General features: G+C 49.8%; 20 protein-coding genes. 11 read left to right on the forward strand and 9 right to left on the reverse strand.

Annotated elements, in window-relative coordinates; translation table 11 throughout:
* Positions 1-173: 173 nt before the first annotated feature.
* The 3 genes from F4X88_21195 to dgoD all read right to left on the reverse strand — a co-directional run bounded on the left by F4X88_21195 (position 174) and on the right by dgoD (position 3,115).
* Entirely contained in the window at positions 174-989 is an 816-nt protein-coding gene (locus F4X88_21195) for a sugar phosphate isomerase/epimerase (GenBank protein ID MYA58800.1), read from the reverse strand.
* 35 nt (positions 990-1,024) lie between these two features.
* On the reverse strand, positions 1,025-1,834 hold the full coding sequence (locus F4X88_21200) for a TIM barrel protein (GenBank protein ID MYA58801.1): 810 nt from the start codon (positions 1,832-1,834) through the stop codon (positions 1,025-1,027).
* Between the two features lie 177 nt (positions 1,835-2,011).
* Positions 2,012-3,115, reverse strand: a complete 1,104-nt coding sequence (gene dgoD / locus F4X88_21205; GenBank protein ID MYA58802.1) for a galactonate dehydratase — start codon at positions 3,113-3,115, stop codon at positions 2,012-2,014.
* Between the two features lie 324 nt (positions 3,116-3,439).
* Between dgoD and F4X88_21210 the strand changes: the two genes are divergently transcribed.
* The 4 genes from F4X88_21210 to F4X88_21225 are packed head-to-tail and all read left to right on the forward strand — an operon-like array spanning position 3,440 to position 8,067.
* Positions 3,440-4,690 (forward strand): hypothetical protein, encoded by a 1,251-nt coding sequence (locus F4X88_21210; GenBank protein ID MYA58803.1) that lies wholly within the window; start codon positions 3,440-3,442, stop codon positions 4,688-4,690.
* Positions 4,677-6,101 (forward strand): hypothetical protein, encoded by a 1,425-nt coding sequence (locus tag F4X88_21215; GenBank protein MYA58804.1) that lies wholly within the window; start codon positions 4,677-4,679, stop codon positions 6,099-6,101. The genes F4X88_21210 and F4X88_21215 overlap by 14 nt, the downstream gene beginning before the upstream one ends.
* A gap of 1 nt (position 6,102) precedes the next feature.
* A complete protein-coding gene (locus F4X88_21220; protein ID MYA58805.1) occupies positions 6,103-7,710 on the forward strand; it encodes an MBL fold metallo-hydrolase in 1,608 nt (535 codons plus the stop codon).
* A 45-nt stretch (positions 7,711-7,755) separates the two neighbouring features.
* On the forward strand, positions 7,756-8,067 hold the full coding sequence (locus F4X88_21225) for a hypothetical protein (GenBank protein MYA58806.1): 312 nt from the start codon (positions 7,756-7,758) through the stop codon (positions 8,065-8,067).
* Between the two features lie 43 nt (positions 8,068-8,110).
* On the opposite strand, the gene pyrB is transcribed toward F4X88_21225, so the two are convergent.
* The 3 genes from pyrB to F4X88_21240 form a co-directional block, all read right to left on the reverse strand.
* Positions 8,111-9,238: an aspartate carbamoyltransferase gene (gene pyrB / locus F4X88_21230; protein ID MYA58807.1), complete on the reverse strand. Its 1,128-nt coding sequence runs from the start codon at positions 9,236-9,238 to the stop codon at positions 8,111-8,113.
* 184 nt (positions 9,239-9,422) lie between these two features.
* Entirely contained in the window at positions 9,423-10,364 is a 942-nt protein-coding gene (locus F4X88_21235; GenBank protein MYA58808.1) for a dihydroorotate dehydrogenase, read from the reverse strand.
* Between the two features lie 192 nt (positions 10,365-10,556).
* Positions 10,557-12,593: a hypothetical protein gene (locus F4X88_21240; protein MYA58809.1), complete on the reverse strand. Its 2,037-nt coding sequence runs from the start codon at positions 12,591-12,593 to the stop codon at positions 10,557-10,559.
* Between the two features lie 50 nt (positions 12,594-12,643).
* Between F4X88_21240 and F4X88_21245 the strand changes: the two genes are divergently transcribed.
* Positions 12,644-12,865, forward strand: a complete 222-nt coding sequence (locus F4X88_21245; GenBank protein ID MYA58810.1) for a hypothetical protein — start codon at positions 12,644-12,646, stop codon at positions 12,863-12,865.
* A gap of 15 nt (positions 12,866-12,880) precedes the next feature.
* Here F4X88_21245 and F4X88_21250 read toward each other — a convergent pair whose 3' ends face one another.
* Positions 12,881-13,573, reverse strand: a complete 693-nt coding sequence (locus tag F4X88_21250; GenBank protein MYA58811.1) for a M50 family metallopeptidase — start codon at positions 13,571-13,573, stop codon at positions 12,881-12,883.
* A gap of 117 nt (positions 13,574-13,690) precedes the next feature.
* Between F4X88_21250 and aroC the strand changes: the two genes are divergently transcribed.
* The 6 genes from aroC to F4X88_21280 all read left to right on the forward strand — a co-directional run bounded on the left by aroC (position 13,691) and on the right by F4X88_21280 (position 19,896).
* The gene (aroC, locus tag F4X88_21255) at positions 13,691-14,776 is read left to right on the forward strand and encodes a chorismate synthase (protein MYA58812.1); all 1,086 of its coding nucleotides are present in this window, start codon (positions 13,691-13,693) and stop codon (positions 14,774-14,776) included.
* 291 nt (positions 14,777-15,067) lie between these two features.
* Positions 15,068-15,580: a CHAD domain-containing protein gene (locus tag F4X88_21260; protein MYA58813.1), complete on the forward strand. Its 513-nt coding sequence runs from the start codon at positions 15,068-15,070 to the stop codon at positions 15,578-15,580.
* A 117-nt stretch (positions 15,581-15,697) separates the two neighbouring features.
* The gene (locus tag F4X88_21265; protein ID MYA58814.1) at positions 15,698-16,189 is read left to right on the forward strand and encodes a CHAD domain-containing protein; all 492 of its coding nucleotides are present in this window, start codon (positions 15,698-15,700) and stop codon (positions 16,187-16,189) included.
* A 44-nt stretch (positions 16,190-16,233) separates the two neighbouring features.
* Positions 16,234-17,208: an ROK family protein gene (locus tag F4X88_21270; GenBank protein MYA58815.1), complete on the forward strand. Its 975-nt coding sequence runs from the start codon at positions 16,234-16,236 to the stop codon at positions 17,206-17,208.
* An 87-nt stretch (positions 17,209-17,295) separates the two neighbouring features.
* On the forward strand, positions 17,296-18,975 hold the full coding sequence (locus F4X88_21275; GenBank protein ID MYA58816.1) for a hypothetical protein: 1,680 nt from the start codon (positions 17,296-17,298) through the stop codon (positions 18,973-18,975).
* Between the two features lie 93 nt (positions 18,976-19,068).
* On the forward strand, positions 19,069-19,896 hold the full coding sequence (locus tag F4X88_21280) for an NAD(P)-dependent oxidoreductase (GenBank protein ID MYA58817.1): 828 nt from the start codon (positions 19,069-19,071) through the stop codon (positions 19,894-19,896).
* 79 nt (positions 19,897-19,975) lie between these two features.
* On the opposite strand, the gene F4X88_21285 is transcribed toward F4X88_21280, so the two are convergent.
* Together F4X88_21285 and F4X88_21290 are read right to left on the reverse strand one after the other, a co-directional pair.
* Complete coding sequence (locus F4X88_21285) at positions 19,976-20,662, reverse strand: ATP-binding protein (GenBank protein MYA58818.1); 687 nt, start codon at positions 20,660-20,662, stop codon at positions 19,976-19,978.
* A gap of 32 nt (positions 20,663-20,694) precedes the next feature.
* Positions 20,695-21,054 carry a sigma-70 family RNA polymerase sigma factor gene (locus F4X88_21290; GenBank protein MYA58819.1) on the reverse strand — a complete coding sequence of 120 codons (360 nt, stop codon included), beginning with the start codon at positions 21,052-21,054 and terminating at the stop codon, positions 20,695-20,697.
* Between the last annotated feature and the right edge of the window lie 204 nt (positions 21,055-21,258).

Consider the following 21,258-nt stretch of genomic DNA (forward strand, 5'->3'; position numbering starts at 1 on the left):
GGGCTTAGGGCTTAGGGAAGCACGGTTCCTACAGACATTTCACCCCGCTGGGGCTGCCGCTCTGGGACTTTGACGTTTATTTCTTTATAAGGTGCGTTTGTGTCAAGAACTCTCAGAAAAATCACAAAGGCTTTGAAAATCGGATAGGAACCCGATCAAGATTGTCCAATACCTTAGTAATTACTTAGGACAGCCCGCATCTTTTCTAATCCAATTCGAGCAACTTCTGCGGGATCTTGTTCCCAATAACTCGGATTGAACAATTCCAATGAGATGACACCCGTATAATCTGCGTCTTTCAGAATAGAGATCATCTGTCCCAGATCAAGGATACCGTCACCAGGGTAAACCCTATCAGCATCTGTTTGTTCCGCACGCGCAGGTTCCGCAGGTGCATCGTTGAAATGGAAAACAGCGATTTTATTGCCGGGGATACCTTGTATGTCGTCTATTTCGCCACCGCCGCGATAGATATGGAACGGATCGAGGACAATCGTGCTATCCGGGTGATCTGCCACTTCCATGACTTCCCACGCATGCTTGACTTGATTGACACCATCGACGAAGCCGAGAAATTCCATAGCGGGTTTAACCCCGAATTCGCGTCCGAGTTCAAGCAGTTCTCGATAATTCTCGCCACCTAACTGGAGATCTGCCACTTCACGCGGTGGACTTGAGACGATATAGGTCGATCCAACAGCGGCGGCTTGTGCCATGCGCCGTTTCGCTTCTTCAATCGCTTCCTGATGTTCCTCACCGGTCGTGTTGAGCCACCCGTGCAAGGCGATCACCGTAGGTACTGAAAGTCCGTGATCATCGAGTGCTTTTTTGACATCGGTAAGCGAACCGCCCTGTTCCTCGTGAGCCGTTAAATCGTCATTCCATAACTCGATCGCTGTATAGCCGGTTTCGGCAGCGATCTGAATCTTATCCATTAATCCGGCGGGACGGATTGTGCTCGTGTTTAAGCCTAATTCAAATTGTGTCATTCTCTTTTTCCTTGGACGGGCAATGAATTGCCCTACTACAAACCGGATTTTTCCATCAAACTGCTAATGAAACGGACATCTATACGCGCAAGGTCGATAACGGTGTCCACAGGCTCTCCACTGTATTCGCTATGGAAACTCACGGGACCTGAAAATTCTATTGTTTGTAGCGTATTGACTGCCGTTTCCCAATCAACGAACCCTTTTCCCATTCGGACGACGCTGCCGCCGCGCATACCGGGCGAGCGCGCCAGATCCTTGAACGCCATAACTGCGAGATGCGATTTAACAATGTCCAACGCCATCTCAATCGGTTCCCCGACGATGGAGAGATGCCCTGTATCGGCAAAAACACCGACGTGCTGCGCGTCGAAACCTTTTACGAGGTTCATCACCGCACACGAATTCAGTCCCATGGAGGTTCCAGAATGGTTGTGGATACAGGTCCGGGGTCCGTATTGGGCAGAGAGTTTCGCGAACCCGTCCAATTGCTTACGGATAAAATCGACCTGTGACCAGTAGCCGCCATTTTCTGCGTGCCAGTGCCAGTATCCGAGTTTGATGTTTTCAACACCTGCTTCACCCGCAGCGGCGTAGACGCGACGCGTCTCTTCCTGTCCCGGATCAAGAAAATCCCCCGGTGTTGTGACGAGGGGGATGGACAAGCCTGCGGCGGCGAACTGCTTTGCGGCGGCGGGCAGTGCTTCCGTCGCGTTTTCTGGGTTCACTGGATAGCCCGGACGCACACACAGATCGGCACCGCTCACGCCGACAGATTGCAGCGCGGTAATAATATCTGGAATTTCTAAGCCTTCCAGATGTTTCGTAAACATAATAAATTTCATTTTTTAATTTATGGGCTCCTGGGCTGCCCTCCATTCCTGGCGCAAGCCTATAGAGGCTTGCGGGACAATGGGCAGGTTTTCGGTTACATCGAGAGCAATTAAGGAACTGAACAGTCTTTTAAAGATTTAATCCACGCTTTTTCACCGGATTACGGCACATCGAAACCGGGCTATTCCTTACCAATCAACGACAGAGCCGTCGTCAGGATGGTATGTCACGGGATTCTGCCAATCGTGGTCAATCTTATCTTCAAGGGCGTCTTCATCGAGTTCGATGCCGAGTCCAGGACCCGTGGGCAATTCAACGAATCCGTCTTTGAAGACGAAGGGATTCTTGAGATACCCTTCACCGAGGGTCGTATGCTCCTGCATCAAGAAGTTCGGAATAGAGGCATCCAACTGAATACACGCCGCTAAAGAGATGGGACCGAGAGGATTGTGCGGTGCAATACCACCGTAGTAAGCTTCCGCCATACCAGCAATGATGCGTACCTCGTTGATACCCCCAGCGTGACAGAGGTCGGGTTGGAGAATAGACGCTGCCTGTTTCTCTAAGATTTCGCGGAAACCCCACTTTGTGAACACACGCTCACCTGTCGCAATCGGAATGTGGGTACTTCGCGCGATTTCGGCGAGGGTGTCCACATTTTGGCACTGAATTGGCTCTTCAATGAACATCGGTTGGTAGGGTTCCAACGCTTTAATCAGAACTTTGGCGGTTTGCGGGCTGACCGCACCGTGGAAGTCAATCGCGAGGTCAACTTCTGTGCCTGCGGCTTCGCGCAACGCTGCGAAGTGATCCACGGCTCTGTCGATAAAGGCTTTGTTTTCGATGATACGTGCGGGTCTGCCGCCTGCAGGACCTGTTTTGAATGCAGTGAACCCTTTGTCAATCCACTCTTTGATTCCGTCTGGGTCCCCCCCACCTTTATAGAGCCTGATACGGTCGCGTGTCGGTCCACCGAAAAGTTGATAGACAGGGACCCCCAGCGATTTGCCTGCGAGATCCCAGAGGGCTTGTTCTACACCGCTCAAGGCACTCGTCAGGATGGGACCCCCGCGGTAGAATGCGTGGCGATACATCGCTTGCCAATGGTGGACAACGCGTCTCGGATCTTGACCGATGAGGTAGGGTGCGAGTTCATCGACGGCTTGTGCACACGTTTTCGCGCGTCCTTCCAGAATAGGCTCGCCGAGTCCGACTAACCCCTCATCCGTATGGATTTTCAGAAAGAGCCAGCGCGGTTGCACCAGAAACGTTTCCAATTTTGTTATCTTCATGTTTTAATTGTTCCTTGCGGTTCGGTCAGGGGAGTTAGGACTTTATGCTGCCTTCCGGTAGGGCGTTAGCATTGCTTTCTCGAATCTGTTCTCCAAATGTAAAGCTAAGACAAATTATGCCATTTAAGGAGGACCTAATTTCATTACGAGCTACGATTTTCTATTTTACGGATGCCTTGAAAGTTAATAGGGGCTTACCAGCGGCAATTCCCCACTTGAAACGGATCGTTTCCTATGTTATAATGTTATAGTATCATTTTCTCCTAATTTTTTCAACAATATTAATCCAAGTTGCTACGGACAAGGTTTGAGGAGGGCTCCGCAATGAACCGTGCTTATGTCCATTCCCTAACTGTTGTCATAAGTGTCGCACTTCTGTTTTTGATGTCGTCTTTCCAGAGTGCTGCGACGACATTTTCTGGGCGGGTTGTTGATGAGACGGAGAAACCGGTTTCTGCTCTCCAGTTAGCCGTGCCTGGATTCGCAGTCCCCATACCTCAGTACCGAGATGAACCTGTGTTTCTTCCTTCTCAACAAACTGAAACGGATGAAGTTGGCGAGTTCCAGATTAACGATATTACGTCGCCTGCTGTTAAATTAACACTGCTCCCTGTCCATGCTGCAGACTACGAAATTCGCTCTGTCAAAATTGAGGGGATATCCTTCTATCTTGATCGACATCTGGACTATTTTGGAGGGTTCGCATTTGCTATAGAACCCGGGGCGGATGTTGAAGATATAGAGATAGTTGTCCGTCCTCGCATGCGGATCCGTGGACGCGTTTTGTTAGCGGACGGCACTCCACTTCGCAATGAACGCGTCAGCATCAGGGTAGAACACCGCAACATAGGGGGTGGTGGTGGGAGTGATGGCGGCACGAGAGATCTTGATGATGAGGGTTACTTTGTAGAGTACGTGGAAGAACCTGCCTATTATACTGTCTCTGTCGGGTATCAGACCCAGTCGGCAGAATCTGAAGACATATTGCTTAAAGATGGGGAACGCCATGATAAACTCGTCTTGACGCTCGATGGCAAACCACCTCCCAAGCCTGATCCGGCAGTCGCTGGCGTTCCCGACAGAAAACGCTTTGAAGCCGCATGGAAGCGCGATCGCGAAGGCGTATGGGCAATCAATCCCGAAAACCGGCATGCCTACAAAAGGATTTATTGCGAAAGCCGTGAGGAGGCATACACCCAGGCTGTTGACCAAGGGGTACATCTCGTGGCAATTAACGATGCCGCAGAACAGGCATGGCTCCTTGAAGTCTTTGGACGAGAAAACTTTTGGATTGGACTGACTGACGCTTCAAAAGAGGAGAACCCACACTGGGATAACGGTGAATCGCTCACGTATACCAACTGGAACCTATCAAAAAAGACGGCTAGCGGTGAGGGGACCAGTCAAGATGGTGAAGCACACCAGAATTACACGGTACTCATCGGATTGACAGGAAAATGGCAAGAGACCCGTCAAGGCAGCCCGCTCGCGCGTCTGACTGAGCGAGCCATTCTGGAAAAAGCGCGTTTCACCGTAGGGGCATCTGAGGTGGACAGCGACATTGAAAAACGTTGAACGCATCAAGACACGGGGAGGGGTCAATATGAACCCGACTTATATTACACCAAAGTTGGTCATGCTTACGTTAGTACTTCTGTTTCTTGTAATAGGGATTGAAGCATCAGAAGAGGCATCCAGTGGGTTTTCGGGGAAAGTCGTGGATTTAGATGGAAACCCTGTTGCTGACTTCATATTTGCTATTGAACCCATGCAACGTCACGACGGTTTTCTGGTCCCCGAGAACAGATTTTCATCCACTTCTGAAAAATCAGGGGAAGGCGCGGATCCCTCAGAAATCCCGCGCGTCATATCTAAAGTGCAAACCGATTCAGATGGGACTTTCGTCTTTACGAATGTCCAGCCCGGACTTGTTCGATTGAGTGTGCCTCCCAATATTCCGTTGGATAAGCTTGAGATGTTGGATGCACTGTTTAACTCGGAGACGTTTCCCTCGGTGGAGGAGATCCCAGACGAATTGATGAAGCTAAGCCGGCTTGAACCGGATAAGCGGATTGTCTCTGTTCAAGTCGGGAGGGTCACCTTCTTCTATACGGGAGACCCAGACTTTTCTGAAGGACTCACATTTGCGCTCGAACCCGGCGGAACTATTGAAGATGTTAAAATTACCGTTAAATCACGGCTTCAGATCCGTGGACGTGTTATTTATACTGATGGCACGCCTCTCGCTAATGCCGAAGCAGATCTCACTATGGAGCAGCGTCATGAATTCCTTCCGAATCACGGGGGAACCCATGGGATCGATTTTTTTACGGATGCCGACGGGTACTTTACACAATATATGGATGAACCTGGATTTTATACACTGTCTGTGGAATATAACGACCTTTCTGCCGGGATGGGTCCCTTCTTGCTCAAAGCTGGCGTGCAACCTGAAGAGATCGTCTTAACGCTTGAAGGGAAGCCAGCTCCTGTTGAACTCCCCGCTGATAACATTCCAGCCCCCGGTAACATTGAATTCCGCGAGCCACCGACACCACCGCCAGCAAAAAGCGTGTGGATTATTAATCCCACAAATGGACACGCTTACAAAAGGGTTCATTGTGAAGACTGGCAGGATGCCCAACGCAAGGCTGTTGAGGAAGGCGCGCACCTCGTTTCCATCAACGACGAAGACGAACAACATTGGCTTGAGGTCATCTTTACACACAAACCCTTTTGGATCGGACTCACCGATGTGAAAAAAGAGGGGGAATGGCAGTGGGATAGTGGTGAACCTGTCACTTACACGAACTGGGCGACCCAATCGATTTTCCGTGATAGACTTCCAGACGCTAAGAAAGACTATGTCGTGGTCACCTTTAGACAGGGCGCATGGCAGTCTGCCGGTCCTGAAAGTCCGCTCTGGCGCATGGCACGATGGGCGGTCATCGAAAAAGACGGCTTGCTTTCTACGATAGGGAAGTAGGGTGTCTTTTCACGTTTCAGACGGTTCCGACGCCACGATAGACGGAACCAGCGATAAGGAAGTGTTTCTATTGAAATATGTATTTTTAGGCGGCGCAGGCGAAGTCGGGGCATCGTGTCTGTTAGTATCCGTTGCTGATCGGAACATCCTCATCGATGCGGGGATTCGGGTCAACACGTCCGGTGAAGCCGCCCTGCCAGACTTCAAGACCCTCAGAGAGATGACATCGACGCTTGATGCAATCTTTATCTCTCATGCCCATGCCGATCACGTCGGTGCCCTGCCGTTGGTCCATAAGCTGTTCCCACAAACGCCGATCTATACCACCTTACCCACCCAACGGCTCTCCGCAGTGATGTTAAGCGATTCCGTGCGGGTGCAGGAATTCGGTGCGGAGAAACTCTTTAACCAAGAAGCCGTCGATACTGTCCTCTGGAAGATGGAAACGGTTGAAATGGGGATCTGGCATCCGCTCTGGGATGACTTCCGGTATCAGTTTCACGCTTCCGGACACATCTTGGGCGCCGTCTCTATCCTCTTAGAGACCCCCGAAGGCAAGCTGCTTTATTCTGGAGATGTCTCGGCATTTAACCAGAACACCATCGACGGCATCAAGGATATTAGTTTTTTTAAACCGGATCTGATGTGGTGTGAGGCGACGTACGGCGCATCTAATCATCCGTCCCGCAGTGAAGAAGAGAAACGGTTGGCAACATCGGTTGCAGAAGTCATTGAAGGGGGCGGTTCGGTGCTGATCCCGTCTTTCGCGCTCGGACGCGCCCAAGAGATCATTTTGATCCTCAAGAAGATGCAAGAGGCGAAAACGATCCCGAAGTTCCCCGTCATCACCGACGGGTTAGTGAATGTGATCTGCTCGATTTATGAGTCGCTCCCGCCGCATCTGAGTACAAAACTTCACAATTACGTTCTCAACTCCCGGCAGCCGATTTTCCATACCGCCTCGGTCCGAAAAGCGAAACCGGGTGAACGTGAAAAACTTCTCAATGATGGGAAACCGAAGTGTATTATTGCCTCATCTGGGATGCTAACGGGGGGTGTGTCTGTGTTTTATGCGACAGGACTGGCAGGTAACGAGAAAAACGCCATATTCCTCTCTGGCTACCAAGACGCGGAATCCCCTGGACGTAGACTACAGGAATTGAAATCCGGCGATGAACTCCAGCTCGCGGATAAAACGGTGGAAGTCAAGTGTCGGATCGATCGTTTTGGTTTATCGGCACATTCCGACCAACAACAACTCATGAATATGATCCGCCAGGCTGCTCCGAAGGCACTTGCACTGGTGCATGCTGAACCTGAAGTCGCTGAGGCACTGCGGGAGCGGATCTATAAGGACTACATTATGTATTCGCCTATCAACGGGCAGGTGGAAGATGGAACACAGCGTCCACTCTGGCACCCCCCGGAGAAGAAGGTAAAACCCGAGACACCACCCCCATTGGAGTTTGATATCGCCTTTGGAGAGGCGAATACCTTGCATATCCCTGATGAAATTGCCGATGTCGATCGCTGGAAGGCGTTCATTGAGGGTGAGCATACGGCGCGATTAAAGGGAAATGCGTTGATCATTCGAAAGCGAGAACCGTGAACCCTTCGGCGAAAATGGAATAACTTTTCGCATTCACATCCAGGGTTGGAAGCAGTTTTTGGACATAAATTCTATGGGATTGGACTTAAGCGCGTTCCCGCGACAGGCGCGCTTTCTAAACGGACAAAAAAGTGGTGGCAATGGGATAACGGCGACCCTATCACCTACGCAAACTGGTTACCTAACGATTTCTTTTCTGAGTCCTTAGATGCCAGTGAAAGGGATTATGTCGTTATGAGCCTCCCTGACGGAAGATGGTATGCCGTGAGTCCTGACAGTGTTATCTGGCGTATGACTGAGATGGCGATCCTAGAAAAAGCAGATGTATTTGATAACTCTCCTGCCCAGGGGAAATGAGGAGGTCAGAACAGAAAGAATGTGTAAATTGCGTGTGGGTGCCTTATGAAAGTAAATTTCCGCAATACGCGCAAGCGTTCAACTTGACATCCCCCTTAAACGTTTCACGTTCAGGCGTTAGGTAGGTTTCGTAATTCGTAACACAGTTTGTGTTTTCACAAGTATGTGTAGAAGGAGCGATGTCTCGCTCTGGCGGTTGTGTCAAGATAAGCTGCTCCAGTCCCACAAGGCTGGCAATCAGTGCCATCCGCACCGGGACTGCGTTCGCGGATTGCTCGAAATACGCCGCACGCGGATCGTCATCTAACTCGTAGGCGAGTTCATTGACACGCGGGAGTGGATGCATAATCATCGCATCGGGTTTGGCATGCTTCATAACGGCTGCGTTCAACAGGTAGCTGCCCCGGACGGCTGCCGCATCCATATTCGGTGGAAGCCGTTCCTCCTGAAGTCTATTGACGTAGATGACATCCAGCCTATCAATCACCTCTGTAATACTTTCTACCTCAAGCGGTATCTGCCTATGGCACTGTTCCAGTTGTGCGAGCACCCACGGCGGCATTTGTAAGGGTTTCGGCGCGATGTGAACCAGATTCCCACCAAATCGTGCGACTGCAAGTGCGAAAGAGTGTGCCGCCCGTCCAAACTGAAGATCTCCGCAAATACCGACAGTTAACCCCTCTATCTGTGATTTTCGCTGTATAATGGTATACAGGTCCGCGAGTGCCTGTGTTGGGTGTGTATGGCTCCCGTCACCGCCGTTGATGACTGGGATGTGTGCGTGCTGTGCAATGACGCGCGCTGCACCTGCCCAGTTGTGCCGAACGACAATGAGATCGGCATAGTTTGTTACCATCCGTGCGGTATCGGCAAGTGTCTCTCCTTTGGTAGCGGAGGTTGCTTGTGGATCGGCGAAGCCGAGTGTGCCACCGTTAAGCCGTTCCATCGCACTTTCAAACGAAAGCCGGGTCCGCGTACTGGGTTCATAAAAAAGAGTTGCCAGCAGTTTACTTCGGCAGATGCCTGCCCATGTCTCCAGTTGCGACTGCATGCCTGCGGCGAGTCGAAAGATTTGTTCGATCTCAAAATTCGACAAATCGTCGAGTGTTATCAGATGCCTCATTTGCCTTTTTTTAATTTTCCTTGCGGTTCGGTCAGCGGGGTTTGGCATTTGATGTGCCTATTCGTATACCTGAAGAAACACCCAAGCAAAAACCCTACCATTTCATTACAGGCTTGGTATTTGATCTTAGAAGATCAGTTTCACGCTTTTCAATGGGTATAGGAAGGTGAAAACACCAAGCAAAATACTCCAATACGCCTGGCACGATTTCTCTTATCCTGTAAGTCCTGACTCAGGCAATTGTTGGCGGGTTGACTTGCAAACTACCAACCAATTCTTTAATTGACCCCATATCTGTATTTTTCAGGTAGGCGTGAAGACCCTTCACGACCTCCATTGATGCCTGTGGATTGACGAAGTTGGCTGTCCCGACCGCCACGGCGGATGACCCAGCGATGAAGAATTCCACAGCGTCTGTTGCCGTCATGATGCCCCCCATTCCAACGATAGGAATAGAGACGCTCTTATAAACCTCCCAAACCAATCTTAATGCCACCGGCTTTATCGCCGGACCTGAGAGTCCACCTGTCACGTTTGCGAGTTCCGGTTTCCGGGTTTCCGCGTTGATCGCCATGCCGAGGAGCGTGTTGATCGCAGAAAGCGCGTTTGCACCGGCATCCTCAACAGCGCGAGCAATCAGCGTAATATCTGTGACGTTTGGGGAGAGTTTCACCAGTAGGGGTAGATGGGTCTTTGCCCGGACTTCTGTGACGAGTTGGTGTGCCAATGTCGCATCAACACCGAAACTCATACCACCACAGTCTAAGTTCGGACAGGAGATATTCAGTTCTATACCCGCAACACCATCCACACTGTTCAGTTTTTCAGTTACGATGAGGTATTCTTCGACTGTTTTGCCGCAGACGTTGACAATCACGGGGACATCAAAATCACGTAGATAGGGAAGTTTTTCCGAGATAAAGCCATCTACGCCGACGTTTTGGAGTCCAATCGCATTCAGCATGCCGGACGGGGTTTCCATGATGCGTTGCATCGGGTTGCCGGGCCACGGCACACTCGTAACGCCTTTAACGACCACCGCACCGAGCTGGTTCAGGTCCACAAAGTTGACGTATTCACTACCGTAGCCGAATGTGCCGGATGCTGTCATGACAGGGTTTCGCATCTGGATTCCGCCGATATTTACATTGAGTGATAAATCTGTTGTGTCCATCGTATATAAGCGAAGGGTTTGTAGCTTTAGCGAAAATAATCGAGAATAGCAGGGCAAAACAATAGAATGCCAACTATAACGACGAATACCCAAGATGTCGGTAGGCGTCGTTGGTACAATCCAGTAGGAAAAGTGTAACACCAATATATTTTAGGAGTCAAGGAAATTTTCGTACGCACTTAGCAAGAGATGTTACCAACTCAGATAGACGACACGGAAGTCGAAAATCAATCCCAGAATACTGATGATGGATGCAACGATCACGTCCCCGATAACCAAGCCGATGAAAAACGGAATAGAACGTCTATACAAGCGAACACCGCCTGTTGAAAGCAGGATCCGTTTAATTATCCAGCTGATGAGGAGCGGAAACCAGAGACCAGTAAACGTCCACCAACTGGAGACGACGTAGCCGACGGGGTGCAGGGGCCACTGAACGAATCGCCATCGCAGGAGCAAAAGACTGATGGCGAAAGCGAATCCACCGGTAGTATAAAGCATGCCACTGATGCTCGTTTCGCTCGGATTGTAGAGCCATCCCGCCAGCCTGTTGAAGGCGGCGCGGGCATACCACGAACGTGCTTGTTCTAAGCCGACTTCGTAGGAGAGATGTAGGTGTCCCCAAGCCGCGGAGAGCGCACCTACGAAAATCGCGATTGCCAATACCCACAGCAGCTGGGTCGGATTGAAACGGGTTTGATGTGCGAGTTTCAACCCCTCCAATTGGTGCGGCATTGGGTGTGCGCGATAGGATAGGTGATTCAACCAGAAAAAGAGCGACATTACCGAAAGATTCCGATTCCCAATGCGCCGTGTACCGAGAGCATCTGTCAAGAGCAAGTCTGGACCGGCGTTGTAAAGGTCGTGTGCCGGTGGTCCCAATTCGGCGCGAATGCGGGTAATTGTTATCGACATCGCGAAATAGAGGACGAAAAATAGACCCGCAAACCAGAGCGACATTCCTGCCTTGAAACAGAATCCCATAATCAAAATAAATCCGACAAGCACCCCGATTCCCGCTGTTCTGTAACGTAACGCCTCACCTTCGTCACTCGTAGGGGGTTTTTGCTTGGGTGTTTCTTCGAGGTTTCCCTGCCCGCCCGGACGAGATAACCTCGCCCCTACGAAAATCGTTTGCAACACGACCTTAACGTGTGCGCGTCCCATCCATAATGTCCAGAGGAAGAGGGCTATCCATACACCTCGTATTTGCGCCATTTCTCTCGGAAATCCGATGGCACTTCGCCAACCGAACATCTCACCGACGATCCGTTGGAAGTGCCAAAACAGATGGAAGAACCAGCAAGAAAACCCTAAATCCAGTGGAATCAGGAAACCTACGCCAATCGCAAACGGGAAAAAACTGATACGGAAACCCGGATTGTTCATCGCGCTCCACGGTTTATCGGGGAGTCGGAAGCCGCGATACAACGGAATTGTAGGGAAAGCAGGATCGATTTGGTGTAAACTATAGAGGAGGTTCAGGAGAGCGGCGATGCATAAGCCGACAACCATCATCCGTTTATTAAAAAATAGATGAGATGTCGTTCGTAGGGAGTTTCCTACGTTTGAAGCTGCGCGTGTGATTTCGTAAGGCAGTTGTGCGATCGGATAGGTGAGTCGTTCATGTTCCTGCCACTGCTTGCGTAAAAGCACGTTGAGGCAGAGCATTGTCACCCCGATGACGAGGCAGAACCCCACCCATATCAATGTTGGTAGCAGCCATGCCTCTATGTGTGTCTGAAGATAGAATGTGGATTCACCTTTGTAGAACCCCTGCAGGACCTCTTGTTTTCCGACGACAAGCCATTCGGGGAGGTGTTGATGGAAGAGGTGTGCCCATTCGTTTTCGGTTGTTGCATACCAAAAACCGTTACCCATCAACGGCACCAAGACTTGTAGCATGTCGCGACCTGCGAAAACGGAGGCTTGGCACAGCATCGCATAGATGGTTAACAACTCGCTCTGTGTAAACGCCAATGTTGGACGTAAACGACGCAGGACCGCGCTGAATCCGATAAGGACAAGCAACGTAAATAGAACATTAAAGAGTAATGCCAAACTCGTGGGGCGGTTGGAATCCCAGATATAACTGAGATGTAGAACCCAGTAGCTATTAAAGGGGATGAGAAGGATGCCGATCAGCGTTGCGCGTAGCGTAATAGGACTGTTTGATTTTTTAACGATTGAATCCGGGCTGCTGCGTCCGTTGTCCTTGCGGTATTCCAATTGTGAAGAAACCTCTCATAACCTGAAGCAGATGAAGGAGATAACCAGAGATGGTAATGATGATAATATTTAGTCTCGTTGTTATAATTATGATCTGTGGGGGTGTGCTGCTTGCACGCTTGGCAACGGTTGCCAAATCTAAGAGGTCGTGGATATGGGGATTTTTCATTCTCATCGTGCTTATCTGCGTGCCACTTTTTCTATTGGGTCTCGGCGTATGGTTTCTCCACTTTCGTGGAATATCGTCGGGACAATTTAGTCCATTTGGTTAATAGCGCGTTGCAAAATCAGAGGTTTTCCTCCGCAGATATTTCTTCTTGGGCAACTGGCGTTTTGCCTGCCAGATACAGAAACCATAGCGTAAGTGCGATTGCAATGAGAATCCACAGGACACCCCAAACCTCAGTCGGAATACCTGTGATCTCCGAGAGCATTCGGGCATCCGAACGGAGGTTCGATCTGTCCAGAACATCGCTTTTAATGTCAAGAATCGCGTAGAGACAACTCGTCACACCGATAATACGGAGAACCCAATCGTTGAACACTTCTGGGAGATAGAAACCGATGGCAACCAGCGCGATGCCAAAACCGATACCGAACAGATACGTAAATGTGCTCTCCCCGTAGCCGATGGAGATAGCCACCAGACCGACGCCGATAAGGATACTAATCACTTTATCGAAGTGAGTTCTCGCCGCCAAGAGTAAGATGAGTCCACCCCACAGCAGACTGCCAAGATACCCCGCGGTCAACGTCAAAAACCGGGAGCCGCCTTGTGTCAGGGCATACCCTCCCTGCTGCGGGTTAATCTGGATCTCTACAATGCGACCGCCGGTTGCGACCGCCGCGAGTCCGTGGCTCACTTCATGCATAAAGACGACAAAGATTTTGAGGGGATACACAAACAGGGTATTCCATAAAAACACAATGCCAATGAAAATCAGAAGCAGCGCAATGTAACGTTTAAAAATTGATACCATAGAATCCTTTAAATTGCTTGCTTTTTACGGCAGAATCTGATATAGTATACCATAAGATGCTCAAAATATACAATTCTAAAGGTAAGGGACACGCTTTCAAAGCGTGCCTGTAAAAAAATGAATACATTCGGTCATCTTTTTCGGATTACAACCTGGGGCGAATCACACGGCGGAGCTGTCGGCGTTGTCGTTGACGGGTGTCCACCGCAAATCGACCTGGATATATCCACAATACAATTTGAACTGGATCGGCGGAGACCGGGGCAGAGCCATCTGACGACACCGCGTCAGGAGAGCGATATCGTTGAGATACTTTCCGGTGTCTTTGAGGGAAAGACGCTCGGGACGCCTATCTCCATGCTGGTGTGGAATAAAGACGCACGCCCGTCAGCCTACGAACACCTGAAAGACGTTTACAGACCCTCACACGCCGATTTTACATATCAAGAGAAGTACGGAATCCGAAACTGGCAAGGTGGCGGTAGGGCAAGTGCACGGGAAACCATCGGACGTGTCGCGGCGGGAGCAATTGCGAAGCAAGTTTTGCGCGAAATGTCCGGAACTGAAACGCTCGCTTATGTCAAACAGATTCATACCTTGGAAGCCGAAGTCGATGCAGATATGGTGACGCTTGAAGAGATAGAAGCGAGTCCTGTCCGGTGTCCCGACCCTATTGTCGGTCCGAAAATGGCGGAGCGCATCGATCAGGCGCGGCGGGATCTCGACTCTCTGGGGGGTATCATCGAATCGGTTGCTCGTAATGTGCCTGTTGGACTCGGCGAACCCGTGTTCGATAAACTCAAAGCGGATTTGGCGAAAGCAATGATGTCGCTCCCCGCAACGATGGGGTTCCAAATCGGCTCCGGTTTTGGTGGTGTTACAATGACGGGGTCTGAACATAACGATCCCTTTTATCTCGAAAAGGACGACCAAACGGAGCACATTCGGACGCGGACAAATAATTCCGGCGGTACACAGGGCGGTATTTCAAACGGCGAAAATATTCTGTTCCAAGTCGCTTTCAAACCGACAGCAACAATCGGTAAACCGCAACAGACCGTTGATATGCACGGGAGTGAGGTGACGTTAGAAGCAAGCGGACGACACGATCCCTGTGTTTTAGTGCGAGCCCCCGCTATTGTCGAAGCGATGGCAGCACTTGTTCTCACGGATCATCTACTCCGGCATCGTTCCAGATCTTAAGAGCCAAGGGTTTCCATTCAAGTTCCCGGAATTTTCCAATAGTTATTAACAAACCTTTCATAACTCAGGGGGATCAAAATTAACCAGAAACCACTGCGTAATGAAATGGAGCAGTGGACATTACCTCCCGTTCCATCTTCAGGAATACGCGAGCGCGTCTGCCGTGGCTACTGGCGAGTTTTGTAGGTGGCCTCCTCGCTCTCTATGTCATTGATATTTTTGAAGCACAATAGCGATTGATGTGGTCGGTATTTTCGCCTATTTTTTATTGGCGAAAGCTTTACTTTTTTGATGGGGATCAGAATAATGGCTACAGGATCGGAAATCAAAGGCATCATACCTGATGAAGCGTTGGAAGTCTGCGCTCGACAGATAATTGTGAGCTACTTTCATGAAATGCTGTCCTACAAAAAGGGAGCCAAAGAGGGAACTGATATCGAATTTGTCCACGATATGCGTGTCACCTCGCGTCGGTTACGAGCCGCGATGGACAATTTCGCTGACTGTTTTCCAAAGAGACCGTTCAAAAAACATTACAAAAAGGTAAAGGCAATAACCCGAACCATGGGAGCCGTGCGGGATTTGGATGTCCTCATCGTTCGTTTTGAGACCGAATTGGTGAATCTGACGGAGGGGGAGCGGTCGGACATCCGAGAGGTAATTGAGCACCTACAGCGGAAACGGAAAGACGCACGAGAACCGATGCTAATGCTCTTTGAAGAACTCGAAGAAACCGGTTTTGAGACCGAGTTTTTAGAATTTTTTGCAGATCGCCAATCCACCTTACCGAACTGCAAGGTGTAATTGGAAAGAAAAAGTATACCAAGGCGCGTAGCTCGTAATGTAATCGAGAGCGGGTATACGGAGAGGAACTTGATGGTTATCAACCGACCTCACCGAACCGCAAGGTATAATTAAAAAATGGCGAAGGCGCATAAAATTACCGGTGTTGCACCGCTGCGGAGTTATCGGGAGAACGCACGCATCATTCTCCCACAAAGGCTTGAAGAGGTGTATACGTGGGAACCGTTCATTCGAGACGAGACGAAGCGTGAAGAACTCCACAATATGCGGATCTCCATTAAACGCCTCCGGTATACGATGGAACTTTTTCGTGTGGCTTCTGGATTACCGGCTGATGACCAATACGCTGGGTTTCTCGCCGTAATCGTTGATTTACAAGAGATACTCGGTGATATTCACGACGCTGATGTCGTCTTGGAGGTCTTAGCGGATTATACATCTCAATCGGGAAACCGGGAAGGACAGGTTGATATCCCATCGGGTGTAGCAACGCTCATCGCTCGGACGCAGGAAACCCGCAAAGCGGATTATGAAACGTTTTTGGAAAAATGGGACCAACTCTCCGCCGCAGGTTTCAAACAGGAATTGTTATCATTTTTTCTGTCATAGAAAAACCAAACACGCCTCAACGAACCGCAAGGAGAGTTAAAAATATGAGTGCTAATGTTATCGGTGTGGATATGGGCGGCACTAAGATTCTGTCCGCTGTCATTGATACAGAGGGGAATGTCTTAGCCACAGCCAAAGTCCCAACGAAGGCGGACAGAGACGTATCCGAAGTGATTGATCGGATCGCAGGTTCCGTCCAGAAAGCGATTGACAAATCAGGCGTTGCCTCCGATTCAATTCAAGCGATTGGCATTGGTGCCCCGGGACCGCTTGACCCCGCAACAGGTGTTGTCATTTTCGCACCGAATCTCGGCTGGCAGGACGTTCCACTGAAGACAGAGTTAGAAACACGCACGGGCTTCCCAACTTTTGTTGACAATGATGTGAACGTCGGAACGCTCGGTGAACACGTGTTTGGTGCGGGACAAGGTGTTCAGAATGTCGTTGGAATTTTTGTAGGCACGGGTATCGGTGGTGGCATCATTCTAAACGGTGAATTGTTCCATGGGGCAAGTAAGACGGCTGGTGAAATCGGACATATCATCGTCAAAGCGGGCGGACCCCGCTGTGGCTGTGGCACGCGTGGATGTTTAGAAGCAATCGCCAGCCGCACGGCGATGACAAAGCAATTCCGAAAGGCTATTCTAAAAAAGGGAAAGAAGAGTATAATTTCCGAACTCACCGGCGGTGACCTGAGTGCGATTCGGAGTGGCGTTTTAGCGAAAGCGATCCGCGCAAACGATAAGTTAACCCTCAAAATTTTCAAAAAAGTAACGAAATATCTTGGTATTGGCATTGGTTCTATTGTAAATTTCTTGAATCCGGAGATGATTGTGCTGGGTGGGGGTGTCGTTGAAGCATTGGACGATAAATTCTTGGACGATATCCGTACCGCCGCTGAAAAATACGCGCTGCCCAATACGCTGAGCGGGGTTCAAATTGTACCGGCAAAACTGGGCGATAATTCCGCTATTCTGGGCGCAGCTGCCTTAGCACGACAACGATCCGAAACGGCGTAGCGAAACTGAGACCCGACGGTATCGTTTTACTTTTCTATAGCAAGTTTTGGCTTGCAAGCTGCGCCAAAATCGAGGGAGAGTGAATCCATGTTAGTTGATGATAACAGAGAAGAACACCGGATGATGATTTTCGGCAACGATAGCCGCCTCGTTCAAGAGCGGTTAATCGTGGAAAAAGATGCAAAGCGGGACGGAATCTTGGCACAGAAGGTTCACGTGGACTCCTATACCGTCACGCTGTATGTGTTGCTGAAGGATTACGGACTTACGCCGGTCTTTCGCATCAAGCCACGCATCCGCTTCCATCGCTCTAACTACGATAACCTCTCTTCGAGTGCACCCCTAAAGTATCGTCTTGATGACATCATCCATTTCGCTGAGTTAAAACGCGGCATTGACTTGACAGAAAACATTGATGATGTCAAACTCGCAGAAATCCTCGGAGACGCGCCTGCCCTCAAGGATGTAACAGGGGACCCAGCGTTGCATCTCGTCTCACAACGCGATGTTTTCCTTCGAAACCCTCCTTTTAAAACCAAAACCAAGGTTTTTGGAAAGAATGAAGATGAAGGTGTAGAAGAAGGGAGGATTCAGATTGGGACGTTCCTTGATGCGCTCAATCAACCGAAACAGACTGAGCAGATTTTCAAACGTTTTGCACGCGGGAAAGAATTTGCCCGTGATTTGCGAGAAGCCTTAGCACCTTACGAAGATTTTGAATTTCAGTTTGGACTCTATTCTCGGTATGAACGGCGAGATTGCATATTAGCGGATGGAGATGCGGAAACCAGTGGGAATTATCGTGCCACATTCGACCCATGGACAGCACTCGGGTATATCCGAACTGCCGGCGATGCGCAACAGTTCCAAATTTTAGCACACGAACGCGGCACCCGGTGGGAGCACAAAGTTATGTTGGAGCAACTGGATGCACCAACGCTTGAGCGGCTTGCTACGGAGATCCCTGGACTCCGCCGCCAGTATCTGATCGGACGGGTTTTGTCGAAAAGTCAAACGGCATTGACCCGCTTAGCCGAACTGCGCCAATCGCAACTGAATCTCACAACCGATTTGCATACCGGATATACGCTCCAGTTAGAAATGCCCGTCGCGAAGAAGCGGTTCTCTGTCATAGAACATCGTCGAAAATTGCGGCGTATTTTTAACGGTGGCGGTGCTTATTGCCTGCATCCACTCAACGGGGAGTTTGTTGAAAGGCATCATAACATGGCGAAAGGCATCCGAGAGGGTATCGTCTGGACTTTAGATGCTGTTGATTTGTTTACAGGGCAACCGCCATTAAAGGACCAGAACGAAGAGTTTCTTATCATCAAAACGCCGCATCAGAACAAATTCGTGGTCCGCTCTGCCCAAGAACTTCGCGAACGCCTGCCTCAAAACGGATTTGACAAGTGTTGGAACGAAGCCGTCGATGTCGGTGGGTATACCATCCTCAGCCGGATGACCGGGAGGGTCTATCTCGTGAGCTACGGACGAAGGAATACCGGCAGCATCCGTGAAGGCAATGTTACCCAGGACGATGTTGCGCATTATCTCTCAATTGAATACTTAGGACTGGATCCTGATCGTATTGGAAATTCACGTTTCGGCGTGCCGCTCCATGTCCAGCAGGGTTTCTTTGAAAGAATCTTCAGCAGGCGACCTGTCCCGCCCATCTTTAGCCAGTTGATGCAAACCGAGGCACAGGTCATCGCAGAAATGAAAACCCTCGCGCGGCACTGTAAAGAGAAACTGGAGATTCCGTAACATACTCACCCAACTCTAACGGAGAATGGATATACGAAAAGGCAGTTGAAATGCGAATCCCACATTATCCGAACCGCAAGGAATGTTTAAAAAATGCAAAACTCCAGAAAAGTCCTTATCACCGGGGCATCCGGCTATATCGCCGGACGGATGCTCCCCGAATTTCGTGAACGTTATGAACTCGTCCTGTTAGACGTGAAAACCACGAATCGGCAGGGAGATGAGGTCGAAGGCGTTCAAATTGCTGAACTCACCGACCCCGATCGCGACGCATATAAACACCACTTTGAAGGCGTTGATGCAGTCGTCCACTGTGCATTTAAGGGCGGTAGTTTTGAGAACGAACTTGCCAACGTCCAGATGGCATACAATCTTTATCAGACCTGTATTGAGACCGATGTCCGACGCGTCGTCGTCTGTAGTTCCAACCACGCCGCCGACTATTACGAGCGGCTTATCTGGGCAGATAAATGGGATGTAGTGACCCCAGAGATGCGTCCGCTCTCCGATAACTTCTACGGATGGGCAAAAGAGGCGTATGAGCACCTCGGCTTTGTCTTTGCGACGGGACACGTTGAGGGTAAGAAATTGCAGAACGTCCAGTTGCGTATCGGCGGACCGCGTGAGACAGATATGGCGAATTCTTCAGCGGACGATTTGAAGGCGATGCACCGCGGACTCGGCGCGTATTTGAGCATCCGAGATCAGGTCCAACTCTTCATCAAGAGCATTGAGACAGAAGATATAGAGGACGAAAACGGGGTCCCGTTCCAGATTTTCTACGGCATCAGCGACAATACGCATAAATTCTGGAGTATCGCCAATGCACGAAACGTCATAGGCTATGCCCCGGAGGACGACAGCCAACGCCGTTTTGCTGACCGCTTGGCAGAATTATTACAACAGGCAAAAAAGACATAGCCAGATTTCCTGCTTCTTTTTGTAGGAGCGATCTCTGGTCGCGATCCCCTTTAGAGGGCCTGCGACGGACGTTTTTGCATCATTCGTCCGTATACTGCGCGAGCAAATCGCTTACCTGCTTGTGCGTGAAGTTAGGCAAGTGAAACTCATCTTGAATATTAAAGGGCGAGATGGATCGGTCATAATCAAGTTGTGTAATGTTTTTGACACCAACGATCCCCACGCTATGTGGGCACCGTGTTTTACCGGATAGATAAATATCACGGAGCACGCGCAGAAACCCCGTCACGGCACCGCGTGGAATCGCATCGAATTCGTCAATGATGAGGACAACCCGTTGGTGCTTTAGCAACTCAGCTAACTGTCTAAAGAATCTTCGCAAGGAGAGGTGGTTCGTGAATTGCGCGTTCTCCAGAAACTGTGTGAATGCCTCGGGCAGTGTCTCGCCACGTTTTTGGAAGACATCCACTATTTTCTCAGGAATGTCTTCTGCAAGACCTCCGTAAAACTCTGTAGGCGCACAGCCTTCATACACCTCGAAGTTAAGGTGAATGGGGAAGTAGGTTGGATCTGTGGCGGCAAGTTCTGCGAGTGCTAATTGGAAAAAAGTGGTTTTGCCCGTCTGCCGGGGCGCGAAAAGGACGATGTACTTTCCCTCTTTGACGCGCCTGATAAAGTTGGCAACCTCTGCGGTCCGGGGGACGAGATAGTTATCTTCAGGATATAGGCGGCCTTGGGTTCCAAAGCGTCGCATATTTATTCGCATCTCCAAAGCAATATCTGGCTAAGTTTCTATTTTTAAGAATTATATACCCTGTCACGACTCGGACACGGGTGTATTTGTGTGACTCGACGTTCCTCAATCAGATGCAGCGGTTCTGTGTCGTGTTTTTGCCTGCGAAAATAGTCGATGCAGACATTTTCCGCAATACGGTAAAGCCACGAAGAGAACGCCGATGTCCCTCGGAACGTGTGGATGGCTCGGAACGCCTTTAACCAGGTCTCTTGTGTGAGGTCTTTGGCAACCCCCGCATTCGTGACACGGCGCGTGATGTGGGTATACAGGCGGGAGTGGTATTTGTCTACCAGTGGACTGAAAGCTTCAGGGTCGCCGGCTTGCGTGCATTCAATCAGATGTTTTTCGTCCAGAGTTAACAACGTTTGGGGATTCCTCTGTAGTAATCACTCATATATGCCTTGACCTCTTGAGTCGGTTCAAAGTAAAAAAATAAAACCGCAAAAAAGCGAGAAGCAATAGCACCGTAGGAGATGGAGTGATGATGGATTTTATTGAAATATCTTCCTTACAATACCTTCGCCAAAAAAGTTGATTAAATAGGGTAAATATCCTAAAGTTATAAG

It is taken from the genome of Candidatus Poribacteria bacterium, from assembly GCA_009839745.1.
GTDB lineage: Bacteria > Poribacteria > WGA-4E > WGA-4E > WGA-3G > WGA-3G.